15 protein-coding genes are annotated in these 19,570 nt (G+C 69.2%); 10 read left to right on the forward strand and 5 right to left on the reverse strand.

Annotated features, from left to right (window positions below; genetic code table 11):
- The first annotated feature begins 11 nt into the window (after positions 1-11).
- From mfd to JOD27_RS10860, 4 genes are read left to right on the forward strand one after another with little or no spacing between them, the layout of a single operon-like run.
- Positions 12-3,578, forward strand: coding sequence for a transcription-repair coupling factor (gene mfd, locus JOD27_RS10845; protein ID WP_204761953.1), 3,567 nt, complete (start codon positions 12-14; stop codon positions 3,576-3,578).
- A gap of 14 nt (positions 3,579-3,592) precedes the next feature.
- Positions 3,593-4,534 carry a SurA N-terminal domain-containing protein gene (locus JOD27_RS10850; protein ID WP_204761954.1) on the forward strand — a complete coding sequence of 314 codons (942 nt, stop codon included), beginning with the start codon at positions 3,593-3,595 and terminating at the stop codon, positions 4,532-4,534.
- Complete coding sequence (locus JOD27_RS10855; protein WP_204761955.1) at positions 4,531-5,460, forward strand: nucleoside triphosphate pyrophosphohydrolase; 930 nt, start codon at positions 4,531-4,533, stop codon at positions 5,458-5,460. The genes JOD27_RS10850 and JOD27_RS10855 overlap by 4 nt, the downstream gene beginning before the upstream one ends.
- 29 nt (positions 5,461-5,489) lie before the next feature.
- A complete protein-coding gene (locus tag JOD27_RS10860; protein ID WP_204761956.1) occupies positions 5,490-8,660 on the forward strand; it encodes a S41 family peptidase in 3,171 nt (1,056 codons plus the stop codon).
- A gap of 104 nt (positions 8,661-8,764) precedes the next feature.
- On the opposite strand, the gene JOD27_RS10865 is transcribed toward JOD27_RS10860, so the two are convergent.
- Both JOD27_RS10865 and JOD27_RS10870 read right to left on the reverse strand, forming a co-directional pair.
- A complete protein-coding gene (locus JOD27_RS10865) occupies positions 8,765-8,962 on the reverse strand; it encodes a hypothetical protein (protein ID WP_204761957.1) in 198 nt (65 codons plus the stop codon).
- 582 nt (positions 8,963-9,544) lie between these two features.
- Complete coding sequence (locus tag JOD27_RS10870) at positions 9,545-10,369, reverse strand: lytic transglycosylase domain-containing protein (RefSeq protein ID WP_204761958.1); 825 nt, start codon at positions 10,367-10,369, stop codon at positions 9,545-9,547.
- 131 nt (positions 10,370-10,500) lie between these two features.
- Between JOD27_RS10870 and efeU the strand changes: the two genes are divergently transcribed.
- Genes efeU through efeB form a run of 3 tightly spaced genes read left to right on the forward strand, consistent with a single transcriptional unit; the run spans position 10,501 to position 13,699 of the window.
- Complete coding sequence (gene efeU / locus JOD27_RS10875) at positions 10,501-11,325, forward strand: iron uptake transporter permease EfeU (protein WP_204761959.1); 825 nt, start codon at positions 10,501-10,503, stop codon at positions 11,323-11,325.
- Between the two features lie 11 nt (positions 11,326-11,336).
- A complete protein-coding gene (efeO, locus tag JOD27_RS10880) occupies positions 11,337-12,458 on the forward strand; it encodes an iron uptake system protein EfeO (RefSeq protein WP_204761960.1) in 1,122 nt (373 codons plus the stop codon).
- Complete coding sequence (gene efeB, locus JOD27_RS10885; RefSeq protein ID WP_204761961.1) at positions 12,455-13,699, forward strand: iron uptake transporter deferrochelatase/peroxidase subunit; 1,245 nt, start codon at positions 12,455-12,457, stop codon at positions 13,697-13,699. The genes efeO and efeB overlap by 4 nt, the downstream gene beginning before the upstream one ends.
- Here efeB and JOD27_RS10890 read toward each other — a convergent pair whose 3' ends face one another.
- The 3 genes from JOD27_RS10890 to JOD27_RS10900 are packed head-to-tail and all read right to left on the reverse strand — an operon-like array spanning position 13,700 to position 16,144.
- The gene (locus JOD27_RS10890) at positions 13,700-14,071 is read right to left on the reverse strand and encodes a tetratricopeptide repeat protein (RefSeq protein ID WP_204761962.1); all 372 of its coding nucleotides are present in this window, start codon (positions 14,069-14,071) and stop codon (positions 13,700-13,702) included.
- Positions 14,072-14,081: 10 nt separating this feature from the next.
- Positions 14,082-14,975, reverse strand: coding sequence for a DMT family transporter (locus tag JOD27_RS46525; protein ID WP_204761963.1), 894 nt, complete (start codon positions 14,973-14,975; stop codon positions 14,082-14,084).
- Between the two features lie 50 nt (positions 14,976-15,025).
- On the reverse strand, positions 15,026-16,144 hold the full coding sequence (locus JOD27_RS10900) for a MalY/PatB family protein (protein WP_204761964.1): 1,119 nt from the start codon (positions 16,142-16,144) through the stop codon (positions 15,026-15,028).
- A gap of 82 nt (positions 16,145-16,226) precedes the next feature.
- On the opposite strand from JOD27_RS10900, the gene JOD27_RS10905 reads away from it, so the two are divergent.
- The 3 genes from JOD27_RS10905 (at position 16,227) to JOD27_RS10915 (ending at position 19,524) form a co-directional block, all read left to right on the forward strand.
- The gene (locus JOD27_RS10905) at positions 16,227-16,676 is read left to right on the forward strand and encodes an Lrp/AsnC family transcriptional regulator (protein WP_204761965.1); all 450 of its coding nucleotides are present in this window, start codon (positions 16,227-16,229) and stop codon (positions 16,674-16,676) included.
- A 566-nt stretch (positions 16,677-17,242) separates the two neighbouring features.
- The gene (locus tag JOD27_RS10910) at positions 17,243-18,781 is read left to right on the forward strand and encodes an AfsR/SARP family transcriptional regulator (protein ID WP_204761966.1); all 1,539 of its coding nucleotides are present in this window, start codon (positions 17,243-17,245) and stop codon (positions 18,779-18,781) included.
- Positions 18,782-18,831: 50 nt separating this feature from the next.
- Positions 18,832-19,524: an SDR family NAD(P)-dependent oxidoreductase gene (locus tag JOD27_RS10915; RefSeq protein ID WP_204761967.1), complete on the forward strand. Its 693-nt coding sequence runs from the start codon at positions 18,832-18,834 to the stop codon at positions 19,522-19,524.
- The last annotated feature ends 46 nt before the right edge of the window (positions 19,525-19,570 follow it).

Consider the following 19,570-nt stretch of genomic DNA (forward strand, 5'->3'; position numbering starts at 1 on the left):
GGGTTTCTCACATGCCGCTGCTCGGCCTGCTCGATGGTGTCCTGCCCGACAAAGCCCTCCGCACGTTGATCGACTCCGCCGGTGTGCCCGAGCTGGAGCTGGACGGCCCGCTGGCCGCCCGCCCGCTCGTGGCCGCGGCGCTGTCCACCGCCAGGCCCGTCCTCGCCGTGACCGCCACCGGTCGCGAGGCGGAAGAACTGACCAACGTCCTCAAGGACCTGATCGGCGCCGACAAGGTCGCGTTCTTCCCCAGCTGGGAGACGCTGCCGCACGAACGGCTCTCGCCGCGCGCCGACACCGTGGGCGCGCGCCTGCAGGTGCTGCGCAGGCTCAAGCACCCCGAAGGCAACCCGATCAGGGTTCTCGTCACGACGGTCCGCAGCCTCATCCAGCCGATGGCGCCGGACCTCGGCGAGCTCAAGCCCGTTCACCTCAAGGTGGGCGAGGAGCAGGACTTCGCCGAGCTGATCACGCGGCTCGCGGAGAACGCCTACACGCGCGTCGACATGGTCGAGAAGCGCGGCGAGTACGCGACCCGCGGCGGCATCCTCGACATCTTCCCGCCCACCGCGGAGCACCCGTTCCGCGTCGAGTTCTGGGGCGACGAGGTCAGCGAGATCCGGCCGTTCTCGGTGCAGGACCAGCGGTCGCTGCCGGACGAGGTCATCGAGTTCGTCGCGCCGCCGTGCCGCGAGCTGCTGCTGACCGACGACGTGAAGCAGCGCGCTGCCGACCTCGCGGAGGAGCACCAGTCGGACGCTCATCTCGCCGAGATGCTGGAGAAGATCTCGGGCGGCATCGCGGTGGAGGGCATGGAGGCGCTCATCCCCGCGCTCTGCCCCGGTGAGCTCCAGCTGCTCACCGAAGTGGTCGAGCCGGGCACCCACGTGCTGCTCAACGACCCGGAGAAGATCCGGGCGAGGGCCGCCGACCTGGTGCGCACCGGCCAGGAGTTCCTCGAAGCCTCCTGGATGGCCGCGGCCGCCGGTGGCAAGGCGCCGATCGACCTCGGTCGCAGCGCCTACCAGAGCATCAGCGAGATCGCGGAGCGGGCGCGCGCCAACGACCGCCCGTGGTGGACGCTCACCCAGCTCACCACCGACGCGCCGGACGTCGTGCACCTCGACGTGAAGCCGGTCGAGGCCTACCAGGGCGACGTCGAGCGCGCGTTCGCCGACCTCAAGGCGCACACCGCGACCGGTGGCGCGGCCGTGCTGGTCGTCCCCGGTGCCGGTACCGCGCAGCGCGCCGTCGAGCGGCTCAAGGAAGCCGACGTCTCCGCGGTCTGCGTCGAAAGCCTCGACGAGGCACCGAAAGCCGGCACCGTCACCGTCGTCCGCGGTGCGCTCGAGGACGGCTTCGTGCTGCCGGACCTCGCGCTGGTCGTGCTCACCGAGACCGACCTGACCGGCGGTCGCGGTGGAACGTCCACAAAGGACATGCGCAGGATGCCGTCGCGGCGGCGCAACGCGGTGGACCCGTTGGCGCTCAAGGCGGGCGACTTCGTGGTGCACGAGCAGCACGGCATCGGCAAGTACGTCGAGATGGTGCAGCGCACGACCAAGGACACTGCGGGTGCGTCTGCCACCCGCGAGTACCTCGTGCTCGAGTACGCGAGCAGCAAACGCGGTCATCCCGGCGACCGGCTGTTCGTCCCGACCGACCAGCTCGACGAGGTCAGCAGGTACGTCGGCGGTGAGCTGCCGTCGCTCAACAAGCTCGGCGGCAGCGACTGGAAGAACACGAAGTCCAAGGCGCGCAAGGCGGTCAAGCAGATCGCGGCCGAGCTCGTGCAGCTCTACGCTGCCCGGCAGTCAGCTCCCGGCCACGCGTTCGCGAGTGACACGCCGTGGCAGCGCGAGCTGGAGGACGCGTTCGCGTTCACCGAGACGCAGGACCAGATGGCCGCGATCGACGAGGTCAAGGCCGACATGGAACGCGGTGTGCCGATGGACCGCGTCATCTGCGGTGACGTCGGCTACGGCAAGACGGAGATCGCGGTCCGCGCGGCGTTCAAGGCCGTGCAGGACGGCAAGCAGGTCGCCGTGCTGGTGCCGACGACGCTGCTGGCCCAGCAGCACCTCAACACGTTCTCCGAGCGCATGCGCCAGTTCCCGGTGAACATCAAGGGGCTGAGCCGCTTCACCGACGCGCAGGAGTCCGAGCAGACCATCGCGGGCCTCGCGCACGGTGAGGTCGACATCGTCATCGGCACGCACCGGCTCCTGCAGAAGACCGTGCGTTACAAGGACCTGGGCCTCGTGATCGTCGACGAGGAGCAGCGGTTCGGTGTGGAGCACAAGGAGCACATCAAGGCGCTGCGCACGCACGTCGACGTGCTGACGATGTCCGCGACGCCGATCCCGCGCACGCTGGAGATGTCGCTCGCCGGCATCCGCGAGATGTCGACGATCCTGACCCCGCCGGAGGAACGGCACCCGATCCTCACCTACGTCGGCGCGTACGACGACAAGCAGGTCGCCGCCGCGATCCGCCGCGAGCTGTTGCGCGACGGCCAGGTCTTCTTCGTGCACAACAGGGTCTCGTCGATCGAGAAGGCCGCACGCCGGATCCGCGAGCTCGTGCCGGAAGCACGGGTCGTCACCGCGCACGGCCAGATGAACGAAGATCGCCTGGAGAAGATCATCCAGGGTTTCTGGGAGCGCGAGTTCGACGTCCTCGTCTGCACAACGATCGTCGAGACGGGCCTCGACATCTCCAACGCCAACACGTTGATCGTCGAGCGCGGCGACCTGCTCGGCCTCGCCCAGCTGCACCAGCTGCGCGGACGGGTCGGCCGTGGCCGTGAGCGCGGGTACGCGTACTTCCTGTACCCGGCCGAGACGCCGCTGACCGAGACCGCGCACGACCGGCTCGCCACGATCGCGCAGAACACCGAGCTGGGCGCCGGCATGGCCGTCGCGATGAAGGACCTGGAGATCCGCGGCGCGGGCAACATCCTCGGCGCCGAGCAGTCCGGTCACATCGCGGGCGTCGGCTTCGACCTGTACGTGCGGCTCGTCGGCGAGGCCGTCGAGGCGTTCCGCAAGCACGCGGGCGCGGACGGCGTCGAGGAGGAAGAGCTCGCCGAGGTCAGGGTCGACCTGCCCGTCGACGCGCACATCCCGCACGAGTACGTGCCCGGCGAACGGCTCCGGCTGGAGGCCTACCGCAAGATCGCGGCGGCCTCCGACGAAGCCGCGCTGCAGGCCGTGTGGGACGAGCTCAAGGACCGCTACGGCACGCCTCCGGAGCCGGTCGAACGCCTGCTGGGGGTGGCGAGGCTGCGGCACATCTGCCGCCGCCACGGCGTCACCGAGGTGATCGCGATGGGGCAGAACCTGCGGTTCGCGAAGGTCGAACTGCGCGACTCACAGCTGGTCAGGATGCGCCGGCTGTTCCCGAAGGCCGTCTACAAGCAGGCCATGGGCACCGTGACGGTGCCTAGGCCGACGGAGGGGGCGGCGGGCGGCCGGATGGGCGCACCGCAGCTGCGCGACCAGGAGTTGCTCGACTGGTGCGGTGCGTTCCTCGACTCACTCGCGGGGACTCCCGTGACCCCGGTCACGACGGCGTGAGAAGGTAGGTCCTCGTGAGCACTGTTCTGAAGCGTTTCTCGCTGGTCGGTGTTGCCGTGGCGCTGCTGGCCGCCACCGGGTGTGGCACCGGCCCGAACCAGCCCGGCGTCGCGGTGATCGTCGGCAGCGAGTCGATCTCGCTGGACACCGTGCAGCAGCGCGTCAACGCGATGCTCAAGGAGAAGCCGAACGCGCGGCAGCAGCTCGAACAGGGCAAGCTCGACCTCACCTCGCGGGACATCGTCACCGAGGAGCTCACCCGCAAACTGGTGCGCATCGCCGCGGAACGCGAGGGCGTGTCGGTCGGCGAGGACGCGATCGAGAAGGTGATCGACCGGGCGGGCGGCGTCGACACGCTCGTGCGGGAGCCGCAGGTCTACCACACGCGGGAGACCGTGCGTGACTGGGTGCACGACGTGCTGCTGCGGGTCGAGCTCGGCAAGCGGTTCGTGAACAAGCTCAACATCGAGATCGACTTCTTCTACGCGAAGGACCGCAAGGAGGCGGAGGCGGCGGCGAAGGAGATCGCAGCTGACCCCGCCAAGATGAAGGAGCACCTGCAGGCCGCGCCACCGGACAGCTCCGGGCAGCCGACCGCGTCGTCCGACGTCAAGCTCCGTGCCTCCGAGCAGGCGGCGGAACTGCTGACCACACCGGTGTTCGGCGCGCAGGAGGGCTCCGTGGTCGCGTTCGGCCTGCAGGGCGCGAACTCGAACTGGGTCGTCGCGCAGGTGAAGAAGCGCGGCATGGTCGCCTCCGCGCCGGACACCGACGGCACCTCGAAGGTGACCGCCGACTTCGGCCTGCGCATGGCCCTGTTCCTCACCTCGGACGTGCCCGTGACGGTCAGCCCGCGCTACGGCTTGTGGGACCCGGTCGCGATGAGGGTCATCCCGACCTCCGAGCGCGGCACGAACGGTTTCATCCTGGCCCCGAAGCCGCAGAACAAGTCTTGATCACCGTCATCGTCCTCAGCGAGCGGCTCGACGCCGTGCTGCCGGCTGCCGCCCTGCCCGCGTTGCGGTCCGCCAAGGCCGTCTACGCGGGCGAGGGCGTGCCGTTGGAGTTCTGGTCGTCCCTCGGTGTCGACGGGCCCGCGCCCGCCGAGGTCCCCGACGGCGCAGTGGTGATCACGACCGAGCCGGCAGAACTGTCTCTGCGCCCGGACGCCCACGTGATCACGACGCCGGAGCCGATGGGAGCCGCGCTGCTCGACGCGGCCGCCGTCATGCACCGGCTGCGTTCTCCCGGCGGCTGTCCGTGGGACGCCGAGCAGGACCACCTGTCGTTGCGCCAGTACCTGCTCGAGGAGACCTTCGAGCTGCTGGAGGCCATCGAGGACGGCGACCGCGCGGCGATGCGCGAGGAGCTCGGCGATGTGCTGCTCCAGGTGCTGTTCCATTCGCGGGTCGCGGCCGAGGACCCAGGTGACCCGTTCGACATCGACGCGGTCGCGTCCGACCTGGTGGCGAAGCTCGTCGGCCGGCACCCGCACGTCTTCGAGGGCCACGATCCGGCCGTGCACGACGCGACCTCGCAGGAGCACCGGTGGGAGGAGCTGAAGCAGGTCGAGAAGCGGCGTGAGTCCAGTGTGGACGGTGTCGCGCTCGGTCAGCCCGCGGTCGCGCTGGCCGCGAAACTGGTGCAGCGCACCAAACGCGCGGGCTTCCCCGTCGACCTGCTGCCGGAGGGCGACGACACGGGCACGGCGTTGTTCGCCGTGACCGCGCTGGCGAAGCTCGCGGGTGAGGATCCGGAGACGGAGCTTCGCCAGGTGTGCCGCCGTTTCGCCGCGAACGTCCGCGAGGCGGAGGCCAAGGCACGGGCCGAAGGTCTGGATTCGCTCACGGCAGAGGACTGGCGGCGATTTTGGCCAGCCTGAAACGGTGAACGTGGGCTAACGTCGATCTCGTGACTTACCTGCGGTACCCGCACCTGCGCGGTGACTTGGTGACGTTCGTGGCCGAGGACGACGTGTGGCTCGCGCCCGTCGACGGAGGAAGGGCCTGGCGGGCGTCCGCCGATCAGGTGCCCGCCCGTACACCCCGGTTTTCCCCCGACGGCACACAGTTGGCCTGGGCCAGCTGGATCGACGGCGCACCGGAGGTCCGGGTGGCGCCTGTGGACGGTGGACCCGCACGCCGGTTGACGCACTGGGGCGTGGCCCGTACGGCCGTGTCCGGCTGGCTGCCGGACGGGCGGGTGCTCGCCGTGTCGACCACCGGCCAGATGTCGCGCCACCGCAAGCAGGCGCTCGCGGTTCCGCTGGACGGCGGACCGCCGGAGCTGCTGCCGTACGGGTGGGTCAACGACGTCTCGTTCGGCCCGGACGGCCAGGTCGTCACGTCGTCCAGCTACATGCAGGAACCGGCGTGGTGGAAGCGGTACCGCGGTGGCACCGCCGGCAAGCTGTGGGTGGACCTCGAGGGCACCGGTGAGTTCTCCCGGATCCTCGGCGACCTGAAGTCGTCGCTGACGAACCCGATGTGGGTCGACGGGCGGATCGCGTTCCTGTCCGACCACGACGGTGTCGGCAGCGTGTACTCCGTGCTGCCGGACGGCACCGACCTGCGCCGCCACTCGGCCGGGGAGTTCTACGCGCGCAACGCTTCCACCGACGGCTCGCGGGTGATCTTCCACCAGGCAGGCGAGCTGTGGCTGCTCGAAGGCCTGTCGGACCTGCGCAAGCTCGACATCAAGCTGGGCGGCCCGCGCACCGGCCTGCAACGGCACCACGTCAAGGCTTCCGGCAACGTCGAGTCGTTCAGCGTCGACCACACCGGCCGCGCCTCGGCCGTCGAGGTGCGCGGTTCCGTGCACTGGGTGACGCATCGCGACGGTCCAGTGCGCGCGCTGTCCGACCGCTCGGACGTTCGCGCGCGACTGCCGAAGGTGCTCGGCGAGACCAACCACGTGGTGTGGGTGACCGACGTCGAGGGCGAGGAAGCCCTCGAGATCGCGCCCGTCGGCGGCGTCGAGCCGGGCAACACGGCTCGCCGGATCGCCTCCGGGCAGCTCGGCCGCGTCATGTCGCTGGCCGCCGCGCCGGACGGCTCGCGCGTTGCCGTGGCGACGCACGACGGCCGGTTGTTGTTGGTGGACATCGCTTCCGGTGAGGTGCGCGAGGTCGTCTCCGGTGCCAACGCGCACGTCACGCACCTCGCGTTCTCGCCGGACTCGTCGTGGCTCGCGTGGTCGCATCCAGGGCCGACCCCGTTGCGGCACATCAGGATGGCGAACGCCTCGGATCTGTCCGTTGTGGACGTGACGCCGCTGCGGTTCTCCGACTTCGCGCCGTCGTTCACCGAGGACGGCAAGTACCTGGCGTTCCTGTCGGTCCGCACGTTCGACCCGGTGTACGACGCGCACGTGTTCGACCTGTCGTTCCCCACGGGCTGCCGGCCGCACCTCGTGCCGTTGGCCGCCACCACGCCGTCGCCGTTCCACCCGATGCATGGCGGGCGTCCGGTCGGCGACGAGGACAAGGACTCCGACGACGAGGACGAGAAGCCGTCGACCACGAAGGTCGACCTCGAAGGCCTCGCCGACCGCGTGGTGCCGGTGCCCGTCGCGGCCGCCGACTACGTCTCGCTGAAGGCCGCCCGCGGCGGGTTGCTGTGGCTGCGTCGGCCGTTGCTCGGGGTGCTCGGCGACAACCTGGCCTCGCCGGAAGCGCGGCCGCCGCGCACGGTGCTGGAGCGGTTCGACTTCACGAAGCAGAAGGCGGAGTGCCTGGCGGACAGCGCGGAAGCGTTTGCGGTGTCCGGCGACGGCAAGCGGATGGTCATCGAGGACCGCGGCGACCTGCGGGTCGTGCCGTCCGACAGCAAGGTCGACGAGGACTCGCCCGACTACGTCGACATCGACCTGGCGCGCGTGCGGGTCGTGATCGACCCGGCCGCCGAGTGGGCGCAGATGTACGCCGAGAACGGCAGGCTCATGCGCGACCACTTCTGGCGCACCGACATGGGCGGCGTCGACTGGCAGGGCGAGCTCGACCGCTACCGGCCGCTGGTGGCCCAGGTGGGCAGCCACGACGACCTGGTCGACCTGCTGTGGGAGGTGCAGGGAGAGCTCGGCACCTCGCACGCCTACGTCTGGGGCGAGTCGCCGCGCGTGCCCGCGTCCCGCCGCCAGGGCCTGCTCGGGGCCGACCTCGCTCTGGTCGACGGTTCCTGGACCGTCGCGCGCGTGATCCCCGGCGAGACGTCCGACCCGCACGCCCGTTCACCGCTGGCCGCGCCTGGCGTGGCCGTGCGCGCGGGTGACGCCATCGTGGCCGTGGACGGCCGTCCGGTCGGTATCGCCGGGCCCGGCGCGTTGTTGGTGGGGACCGCCGGTAAGCCCGTGGAGCTGACCGTGCGCCCTGCTGGTGGTGGCGAGCTGCGTCGGGTCGTGGTCGTGCCGTTGGCCGATGAGGAGCCACTGCGCTATCACGACTGGGTGGCGAACCGCCGTGCGTTCACACACGCGCTGTCCGGCGGCCGCGTGGGCTACCTGCACGTGCCGGACATGATGGGCGCCGGCTGGGCTCAGCTGCACCGCGACCTGCGCGTGGAGCTTGCGCGCGAGGCCCTCGTGCTGGACGTCCGCGAGAACGGCGGTGGCCACACCTCGCAGCTGGTGATCGAGAAGCTGGGCCGCAAGGTCATCGGCTGGTCGGTCGCGCGCGGCTACACGGCGTCCGAGCCATACCCGCAGGACGCGCCGCGCGGCCCGGTCGTGGCGGTGGCCGACGAGTACGCGGGTTCCGACGGCGACATCGTCAACGTGGCCATCAAGGAGCTCGGCATCGGACCGGTCGTCGGCGTCCGGACGTGGGGCGGCGTCATCGGCATCGACATGCTCTACACGCTCGTCGACGGCACCATGGTCACCCAACCGAGGTATGCATCGTGGTTCAAGGGTCACGGATGGGCCGTGGAGAACTACGGCGTCGACCCGGACATCGAGGTGGTCATGACGCCGTCCGACCGCGTTTCCGGGCGCGACCCGCAGCTGGAGAAGGCCGTTTCGCTGGCCCTGGAAAGCCTCTCGTCTTCGCCAGCTGCTCACGCTCCGGAGTTGCCGCCGCTGGCTTGAACACCCCATCGTGTGACTAAAGAACTGTGACGGACTGTTCCATGTGGACGATCAACCACGTGGAACAGTTGTCACCGTTCGGGGGTGCCCCAGATGAGTCACCGTCAAGAGCCGCGCAGCGGTCGCGGATGCATCGGAGCCGTGGTCGTCGTGCCGTTCCTGGCACTCGGCGGCATGTTCGCGTTGATCGCGCTGACCGGGTCGCCGGACGAGGCGCCGCTCGCCGTGCCGCCGCCGTCCCGGCCCACGTCGCAGTGGTGGACAGAGCCGTTCGAGACTGCGACCTCGTTGTCCACCGTCACCGAGACCGTGGTGGTGGAGGGGGCTGCTCGGGAGGCTCGGGCTGCTCGGCCGGCCACGCTGACTCGGGTTGCGGTGTCCACTGTCACCGAGACCGTTCGGGCTGGTGGTGCGAAGCGTGCTGTTGATGCTCGGAATGAGGTGCCCGCGGATCCTGGTGGTGGCGGGTCCACTTCGGACACTTCCGCGCCGCCGGTGGTTACCACGTCGACTTCGGTGGCCGAGCCTCCTGCGCCGCCTGTTGCCACGGCTACTGGGAGTTCTTCGCCTGCTAGTTCTTCTGGGCAGGCTCCGCCCAGCTCCACGCCTCGGTCTGAGGACCCTCTGCCGCCTGTTGTTACGCCGCCTGTTCAGCCTCCCTGTGAGAAGGGGGAGTCTGGGCCGCATGGGCGGTCTGAGGGGTCTCAGCGGGCTGGTGATCGGGTCGTTGTGGTGAGTCTGGAGTTGCCGGCTTCCCCTGCTGAGGTCTTGTCCACGTCCTCCGCGCCTTCGGCAGGGGCTTGATGGCGTGTGCAAGTACTACCAACGCATGATCGAGACGTCGCTAACTACCGCCAACATGTGCAAGGGGCTGGGGGTGGCGGCTACTGGGTGACGCTTGCCCGTGCGTAGGCGTCGGCGCCGCTGAACACGCTTTGGCCGTACTCCACGGAGTTGTTGTAGGCCATCACCGCTGCCCACCAGCCCTGGCCCGTGCCCAGGTCCCGGGAGCCGCCTGCGCAGAGGTAGCGCGCGGCGGTGAGGGCCGCGTCGTCGATGTTCTGCGGGTCTGGGGGGAGGCCGTCGGCTGCTGCGCGCTTCGCCCAGCGGTTCCAGGTGCCTGGGATGAACTGCATCGGGCCCACGGCTCGGTCCCAGGACGTGTCGCCGTCCAGGCGGCCGCCGTCGGTGTCGCGGACGGCTCGGACTCCTGGGGAGCCGTCGAGGGGGACGCCGATGATCGGGCGGGTCGGGAGGCCGTTTTCCTGGAGGCGGGAGCCGTTGATGCTGCCGTGGCGGGATTCGACTCGGCCGATGCCGGCCAGGGTCGACCACGAGATGCGGCAGGCGGGGGCCTCGCGTTGCATGGCCAGGTCGGCGGCGGCGTAGGCCTGTAGGGCGCGGACCGGGATGTCGGTTTTCGACGCCACGCGGGTTGCCCACTCGGTCAGCGGGTTGGCGGCTGTGTTGTCCGTGTTGCCCGGGGTCGAGGCGGTGCCGGGGGCGGCGGCGCCTGGTTCCACCTCCTGGATCGGGACCAGGAACGGGGGTGGGCCCAGTGGGGCCGCGTCGCGGCGGTTCAGGGCGCCCAGGCCCCACGCGGCTGCGGCCACTACGACGATCAGCAGCAGCACCAGGACCAAGCGGCCGAAGATGTTGCCGTAGTTGGGGCGGCGGGCTGGGGCCTTCGTCGGCGGTGGCGGGACCACGGAACCCAGGCTACGTGCTTCGCGGAGGCGGCGAACGGGTGAACAAGTGATGAAACCGGCACCGATGGCGGCTGGACATTCAGGTGAGGCTTACCTTAAATAAGGCCGACCTAATTCACGGAGGCGTGGGGATGTTGTTCAGCAATGGCTTGATCGGGCTGCGGGAAGGCCTCGAGGCCGCGCTCGTGGTGAGCATCCTGATCGCATTCCTCGTGAAAACGGACAGAAGGTACGCGCTCAAGTGGGTTTGGGTCGGCGTTGCGACCGCCGTGGCACTCTCCGTAGCGGCTGGGGCGATCATCACCTTCAGTGCTGCCGGGATGTCGTTCGAGCAGCAGGAAGCGTTCGGCGGGACCATGTCGATCATCGCCGTCGCGTTCGTCACCGGAATGATCTTCTGGATGCGCAAGGCGGCCAAGACGATCGCGGCCGACCTGCGCGGGAAAATGGACGAGGCGCTCAAGATCGGGCCGCTCGCGATCATCGTTGTGTCCCTTTTGTCCGTTGGGCGGGAGGGGCTCGAGACCGCCGTCTTCTTCTATTCCAGCGTGCAGGCTGCCGGTGGGGGGACCACGGAGCCGCTGCTCGGGTTCCTGGCCGGGATCGCGGTGGCCGTGGTGATCGCGGCGCTGCTGTACCAGGGGGCGATCCGGTTCGACCTCGGGAAGTTCTTCACGGTCACGGGTGCGCTGCTCGTGTTCGTGGCGGCCGGGGTGCTCAGCTACGGCATTCACGACCTGCAGGAGGCCGCCATCCTGCCGGGGCTCGACACGCTCGCGTTCGACATCAGCGACACCGTGCCGGAGGACTCCTGGTACGGCGCGCTGCTCAAGGGGTTCTTCAACTACTCGCAGCGCACGTCGGTGCTGCAGGCCATCGCGTGGGTCGCCTACGTGGGGGTTGTCCTGTCCGTGTTCCTCGTCCGGCCGCGCCGCCGCGCCGCCGTTCCCAACTGATCAATGGAGTAGTGACCGTGCGCAAGGCAGTAGTGATTCTCGGCTCGCTCGCGGTGCTGGCGGCGTGTAGCGGCAACACCACGAACACTGCGAGTGGTGCCATCCCGGTAGAGGCGAGCGACGACGCGTGCAAGGTCGCCAAGACCGAGGCGAGCACCGGCACCGTCACGTTCGAGGTGGCCAACAAGGGCACCAAGGTGACCGAGTTCTACCTCTACGCGGAGGGGGACCGGATCCTCGGCGAGGTCGAGAACATCGGGCCTGGGCTCAGCCGCAAGCTGATCGTCGAGGTGACGGAGGCCGGCAAGTTCCAGACCGCCTGCAAGCCCGGCATGAAGGGTGACGGCATCCGCGGCGACTTCACGGTCAAGGGCGACAGCAAGAAGTCGACCGAGGGCGACGCCTTGCTGGCCGAGGCGACCAAGAGCTACCAGCGCTACGTCAACTCGCAGGCCGACCAGCTGCTGGTGAAGACCGAGGAGTTCGTCAACGCCGTCAAGGCCAAGAAGGTCGACGACGCCAAGGCGCTCTTCCCCGTGTCGCGGATCTACTGGGAGCGCATCGAGCCTGTCGCGGAGAGCTTCGGCGACCTCGACCCCAAGATCGACGGCCGTGAGGACGTCATCGCGGAGGGCATGGCGTTCACCGGTTACCACCGCCTCGAGAAGGACCTGTGGGAGTCCGGGCTGCAGGCCGACTCCGAGAAGATCGCGGACCAGCTCCTCGTCGACGTCAAGGAGATCGTCGCCAAGGCGAAGGCGGTCGAGCTGACGCCGGTGCAGCTGGCCAACGGCGCCAAGGAGCTGCTCGACGAGGTCGCCACCGGCAAGATCACCGGTGAGGAGGACCGCTACTCGCACACCGACCTGTGGGACTTCCGGGCCAATGTGGACGGTTCGCAGGCCGCGATCGCCGCGCTCCGGCCGGTGGTGGAGCAGAAGGACAAGGCTCTCGCGTCCACTTTGGACGTGAAGTTCAAGGCGCTCGACGAGGCGCTCGAGAAGCACCGCAAGGGCGACGGCTTCAAGCTCTACACCGAGCTGTCGAAGGACGAGGTCAAGGCGCTGGCAGAGGCCGTCGACGCGCTCGGCGAGCCGGTCAGCAAGGTCGCGGAAGTGGTGTCGGCCAAGTGAGCGGGTTTTCGCGGCGGAGGCTGCTGGGCTACGCGGGGGCGGGAGTGGCGCTCGCGGGTGCCGGCGCCACGGCAGGGGTGCTCGCGACCAAGGAGTCTCCCGAGGTCGAGAACGTCGCCGCGGCCAAGGTGCCGTTCCGGGGTGACGTGCAGGCGGGCATCATCACGCCCGCGCAGGACCACATGCACTTCGTGGCGCTGGACGTGAAGACGACCAGCCGGGACGAGCTGATCGACCTGCTCAAGCAGTGGACGGTGGCCGCGGAACGGATGACCGCAGGTCAGGAAGCCGCGGAGAACGGTGCGGTCGGTGGCAACGCCGAGGCGCCGCCCAAGGACACCGGCGAGGCGCTCGACCTGCCCGCGTCCGCGCTGACGATCACGATCGGCTTCGGGCCGTCGTTGTTCGACGACAGGTTCGGACTGAAGGACAAGCGGCCGGCCGGGCTGATCGACCTGCCGCGCTTCCCGCAGGACGACCTGGATCCCGCGCGCAGCAACGGCGACATCTGCATCCAGGCCTGCGCGAACGACCCGCAGGTCGCCGTGCACGCGATCCGCAACCTGGTCCGCATCGGCTTCGGCCGGGTCGCGGTCCGCTGGTCGCAGCTCGGGTTCGGCCGAACGTCGTCGACCACGCGCTCGCAGGCGACGCCGCGCAACATGTTCGGGTTCAAGGACGGCACGCGTAACATCAAGGCCGAGGACACCGAGCTGCTCAAGGAGCACGTCTGGGTCACGAAGGAGGACGGGCCGGACTGGCTCGTCGGCGGCACGTACCTGGTGACGCGCCGGATCCGCATGCACATCGAGATCTGGGACCGCACGTCGCTCTCCGAGCAGGAGCAGATCATCGGCCGCACCAAGGGCGAGGGCGCGCCGCTCGGGCAGCAGAAGGAGTTCGACGAGCCCGACCTGCACGTCAGGGGCGCCGGTGGGGTTCCGCTGATCGGCGAGGTCTCGCACATCCGGCTCGCGTCGCCGGAGTCGTTGAACGGGGCGAGGATCCTGCGCCGCGGCTACAACTTCACCGACGGCTCCGACGGCCTCGGCCACCTCGACGCGGGCCTGTTCTTCGTGGCGTTCAACCGCGACTCGCGCAAGCAGTACGTGCCGATGCAGCAGGCTCTGTCCACTAAGGACGAGATGATGGAGTACGTCGAGCACACGAGCTCTGGGCACTTCGCGGTGCCGCCGGGAGTGAAGGAGGGAGGGTTCTGGGGCGACACCCTCTTCCGGTGATCAGTTCCCCAGAGCCATCCGGGCTTTGACCTCGCCGAGCGCTTCCTGGTATTCAGGTGACGGGTTCATCGCGACCGCCATCCGCAACTGGGCGAGCGCCTCGGCGAGGCGCCCGAGCCGCTGCAGCGTCTTGCCGAGCGCGAACCGCGCGTAGTGGTCGCTCGGATCCAGGTCGAGCACCTTCCGAAACGCCGTCTCAGCCCGGCCCAGCTGCGCGGATCCGAGATAGGCCCGGCCGGCGAGCAGCTGCACGGACGGCGCCTCCCCGGCCTCGTCCAGCACCTGCTGTAGTTCGCGCAGCGCGTCGAGAGGCCGACGCTGTGCGAGCAACGCCTCCGCCTTCCGGAACGCTTCGAAGGTGCTGTCCGTCATTCGATCAACGTTACCCACCGATCGTGCGTTCTTCGACTGCCGTCCGGGCGACAGAACTCTTTGGGGTGGCCGTCCCGAGCCAGCAGGCCCCGAACCCGAGCACCAGCCCGGCCATCACCCCGGCCGTCGGTACCTGCCCCAGCAACGGCCAGGCGATCAACGCCGTGACCGATGGCACCACAGAGGACAGCGTCGTCATCGCCGCCGCACCCCCGTTGCGCACGCCGACCAGGAACAGTGACGCCCCGCCCATCGAGTTCACCAGCACCAGGAACGTGACGGTCAGCCAGAACTGCCGCCAGTCCGTGACCCCGGCGCTCTCGGTCAGCGCCAGCAGCCCGACCACGGGCACCGACACGGCGTGCTGCACGGCGTTGCCGCTGCGGAAGTCCGTGTCCCGGCAGAACTTCTGCTGGTAGACGCCACCCGCGACGAACCCCAGCATGCCCAGCACGGTGAACACCGCGCCGGATCCGAACGATCCCAGCCGGTCCCACAACGCGGCCAGCACGGCGGCGACCCCGAGCCCCAGGCCCGCGACCTGCTTCAGTCCAATTCGGACACGGAAGACGTAAGCAGCCACGACGGCCGTGAGCACCGGCGTGCACGAGATCACCAACGCCGTGACCGACGCCGGCACCCCCAGCCGCAGCCCGAGGTAGACGCCGGAGAACTGGCACGCCTGCACCAGCAACCCAGCCACGCACGTGTGCGCGAGCGCCCGGCCACGAGGCCAGTTTGCGCTCGTCACCAGCGCCACGAGAGCCATGAGCGTTGCCGCGAGGGCGAAGCGGATGGTCGTCATCAGGAACGGCGGAGCCACGGCCACGGCGAGCGCGCCGACCGGATAACCGGAGGCCCACACCAGCACAGTGCCCGCCGCGAAGCCGGGTTTGATCCGCACGGCACCAGCACTACCAGCCGGTGCCGCGCGGCACGAGGTCTCGTTCCGCTCTACAGCACCGACGCCATCCTGCGGACCGCCTCGGTGATGATCTCCGGCGAGGTGGCGAGGTTCATCCGCACGAACCCCTCGCCGCCGGTGCCGAACGGAATCCCGGAGTTGAGCGCGACCCTGCCCCGCTGTAGGAAGACCTTGCCGGGATCGTCGCCGAGACCCAGTTCACGGCAGTCCAGCCAGGCGAGGTAGGTGCCCTGAGCAGGCGCGTACCGAACAGCCGGGAGGTGCTCGGCCAGCAGATCCGCGAGCAGCCGCCGGTTCTCGTCGAGCCCGTTGAGCAACGCGTCCAGCCAGTCGCCGCAGTCCCGGTACGCCGCGGTGTGGGCGAGGATGCCGACATGGCTGGGCCCGTGGCTCACCTCCTCCGGCAGTCGCGCGAGATCGTCGGCGGCCGCGGGCCCGGCGATCGCCAGCGCGGCCTTGAGCCCGGCGAGGTTCCAGGCCTTCGAGGCCGACATCAACGACAGCCCGTCGTCCGCAACGCTCAGGTACGGCACGAACTCCGCGGTCGTGAGCGGCGCGTGGATCTCGTCGGCCACCACCCGCACACCGTGCTGGCGTGCGAGTGCTGCGACTTCCGCGAGCTCAGCCTCGGTGTGCACGGTGCCGGTCGGGTTGTGCGGGCTGCACAGCAGGTAGACCGCGCCCTCACCGGCCCTCGTGAACGCCTGTCGCAACGCCTCGAAGTCGATCCGCCAGGTCTCGCTGAGCGGCGCCTCGACGACGGTCCGCCCCAGCGACTCGATGAACTGGTAGAAGGGCGGATACACCGGGCAGTTGACCACGACGGGCGCGTCCCGGTGTGAGACCAGGCGGAACATCTCGACGACGCCGAGCATCACGTCCGGCACGATCGCGGTGCGTTCCACCGCCGGTGTCCAGTCCCAGCGCTTGGTGGCGAACTCGGCGAGCGCCTCCGCGTAGGCCGTTCCGCTGGGGTAGCCGGTGTCGCCGATCGCCACCGCGTCGGTGATGGCCCGCGCGACCGGTTCGGCGAGCGGGACGTCCATCTCGGCGACCCACACCGGCAGCACGTCCTCGGGGTAGTACCGCCACTTCATGCTCGTGCGTCGCCTCAGCTGATCCAGGGTGAGCTGACGTAACGGGTTCATACCCGCAAAGCTAGGAGAGTCGGCGGAGAAAGTGTTTGCCTTCTTTGCTGCTCGGAGGCCGTCGGAGCGCGAGAATCCAGGCATGGACGCTCTGGACCGCAAAATTCTTGCCGAGGTGCAGGCGGACGGCCGGCTGACCATCACCGAGCTGGCCGACCGGGTGCAGCTGAGCATCTCCCGCTGCCAGCGCCGGTTGCGCGACCTGGAACGGGCGGGCGTGATCCGCGGCTACCGCGCTGTCGTGGACGCCGCCGCACTCGGGTTCGGGTTCGAGGCGCTGGTCTTCGCCAAGCTGAGGCTGGACACGATGGCCGACTTCGACCGCGCGCTGGCCGAGGTGCCGAACGTGGTGGAGGCGCAGCGGTTGTTCGGCAGCCCCGACTACCTGCTGCGGGTGGTCACCGCTGATCTGGCGTCGTACCAGCGGTTGTACGAGGAGACGTTGGCGAAGCTGCCTGGGGTGCGCGGGCTGACGTCGACGATCGTGATGAAGCAGGTGATCGAGCCACGGCCGTTGCCGACGCAGCCGTGACGCGACGGGCCTACCAGCCGAGAACCTCGCCGTACGCAGTTCGGACCGCGTCCAGGCATCGTTGCGGCTCGGGAAGTTCACGGGTCTGGTGTGCCAGCTGCGACCGCCACTCGAGTCCGGCGGGGTCGAGGCGAATTCGTACTTCTGCACCGAGGCGCCCGTTGCTTCGCGGACGAGGTCGGCCGCCTCCTGTGTCAACGCATGCGCAGCCCTGTGGTGGATGAACGGAACCTTCATCCACCACAGGTCCAGGGCTCCGGCAAAGTCGTCCTGCCTGGCAGGGCGCCTGCAAGTACCACCAACTCTTGATCAAATCGCCGCTGACTGCACCCAACTGGTTCGATGTCCTGCGAATCGGCTTGGTCGCTGGCGCGGCCGTACGGCGCCCCGCGGGCCGGTTGGTAGTAGAAAGACGCAGGTTGATCTTGAGTTGGTGGTACTTGCAAACGCCATCAGTGCAGGCCCGGCGGTCACCTGCCGACTTTGCCGGGACCCTGCACCTGGAGTGGATGAAGGGGCTCTTCATCGCGGGAAGCGGGGAATGCTCGCGGGCGTTGTGCTGTTGCATGAGCCTGCGCTTCTCACTGATGGGTCCGGTACGAGCCTGGCGAGACGACGAGGAGATCGAACTGGGGCCGCGCCAGCAACGCGCGGTGCTGGCGGCGTTGCTGCTGAACAACGGCATCCGGCTGAGCAACGAGCAGCTGATCGGCATGGTCTGGGACGACCCGACGCCGAGTGCGGTCATGGCGCTCAGGACTTACATGTACAAGATTCGCAAGGCCCTGCCGGAGCTGGACCTCAAGTCCAAGGACGGCGGGTACACGGTCAGGGCCGAGATCGTCGACGACTGCCGCGGCGAGCCCTTGGAGGGGCTCCAAGGTTCGTACTTCGACGCGCATCGGGTGCGGCTCGGCGAGTACCGGCTCAAGGCTCGCGAGGACTGGCTGGAACGGGAGCTGAACGTCCTGGAGTTGCAGAAACACGTTGCGGCGTATCCACTTCGCGAGCGGCCTCGGGCGCTGTTGATGTACGCGCTCTTCCGGGAGGGCAGGCAGGCGGAGGCGTTGGACCACTTCCATCAGGCGCGCGCTCTGCTGAACGAGGAGCTCGGCATCGAACCGGGGCCCGAGCTGCGCAAGGTGCACGCGCAGATCCTCAAGGGCGACCTCCGCCTGCCTCACCGGCCCGAGCAGCTGCCGCCGGACCTCGCCGACTTCACCGGCCGTGACGCCGAGATCGCGCGGATTCTCGACGTGCTGCCCGGCACGGTGGGCATCACCGGGATGCGCGGCAGCGGCAAGACCGCGCTGGCCACGAGGATCGGGCACCTGGCGAAGAAGCGGTTTCCGGACGGCCAGATCTTCGTGCGCTCCCAGGACGTCGCCAACGAACTGCTGCGCGCGGTCGGCGTCGAGAACCCCAGCGGCGACAAGGCCGCGCTCTGGCGGGAGAAGGCGCGCGGCAAGCGGTTCCTGATCGTCATCGACGACGTGCGGGACGCGGCGTCGGTCAAGGATCTCGTCACGCCCGGTTCGGCGCTGGTCCTCACGAGCGTCCGGCAGTTGAACGAGCTGCCGGGGGTGACGTGGGTGAAGATCGCCGGGCTGACCGAGCAGGCGGCGCGGGAGTTCTTCCGCAAGGTCCTCGGGGCGGAGCGGTTCGACGCGGAACCCGAGAACGCCGAGGTGCTGCTCGGGCGTGTTTCGCGGCTGCCGAACCCCATCCGCGTGATCGGCGGCAAGCTCCGCGCGCGGCAGCACTGGACGATCGGGATGCTGCTGGAGCAGATGGAGCGGGAGACCAGGCTCGGCAACGCGGTCCCCGTCGACTGCGCCGCGACGCTCGCCCCGTTGATCAGGGCGGAGCAGGACCTGTCCGACGACGAACGCCACGTGCTCGCGTGCTTCGCCCGGCGGGACACCGACGTGATCGACATCCACGAGGCCGCGGAGATGTCGGGGGCCGAACCCGGTGCGATCGAGATGGTGCTGGAGTCGCTCGCGGACGTTCACCTGATCGAACCGCTCGTGCTCGGCCGCTATCGGCTGCCGCAGTTCGTGCGCATCTACTTCGGCATCCGCTCACCGGTGCTGACCAGCTGATTCACTCCGCGTTTACGGTCTGACGACGGGTCGGCGGAACCGTCATGGCCATGGAACTGCAGGGACAACGAGCACTCGTCACCGGCGCTACCTCCGGCATCGGCCGTGCGGTGGCTCGGAAACTGACCGAGGCGGGCGCGACCGTCATCACCACGGGGCGGCGCGCGGTCGGCGGCACGCAGCACATCGTCGCGGACCTCGGCGACCTCGACGACGTACGCAGGCTCGCCGACGAGGTCGGCGAGGTCGACGTGCTGGTCAACAACGCGGGCATCTTCCCGTTCGGGCCGACGCTCGAGCAGGACGTCGAGACCTACGAGCAGGTCTTCAACGTCAACGTGCGCGGGCCGTACTTGCTCACCGCCGCGCTGCTGCCGAAGATGATCGCGAAGGGCGGCGGCAGCATCATCAACATCTCGTCCGTGACCGCGCGGACGGGCACGCCGATCATGTCTGTCTACGGCGCGTCGAAGGCCGCGCTGGACTCGTTGACGCTGAGCTGGGCCGTCGAGTTCGGTGGCAACGGCATCCGGGTCAACTCCGTCGCGCCCGGCCTCACCCGCACGGAGAAGGTCGAGGAGAATCTCGGCGACGCCATCGAGCGCATCGTGGCGCCGACCCCGCTCGGCCGCGCGGCCGAGCCGGAGGAGATCGCGGAGGCCGTGCTGTTCCTGGCCTCGCCCCGGTCGAGCTTCCTCACCGGGTCGATCGTGACCGCGGACGGCGGTGCCATCGCGACCTGAACTGGGCATATATCTGGAATTTATGCCGAAATGATCTGGCGGGGCC

The organism is Lentzea nigeriaca (assembly GCF_016907955.1).
Taxonomy (GTDB): domain Bacteria; phylum Actinomycetota; class Actinomycetes; order Mycobacteriales; family Pseudonocardiaceae; genus Lentzea; species Lentzea nigeriaca.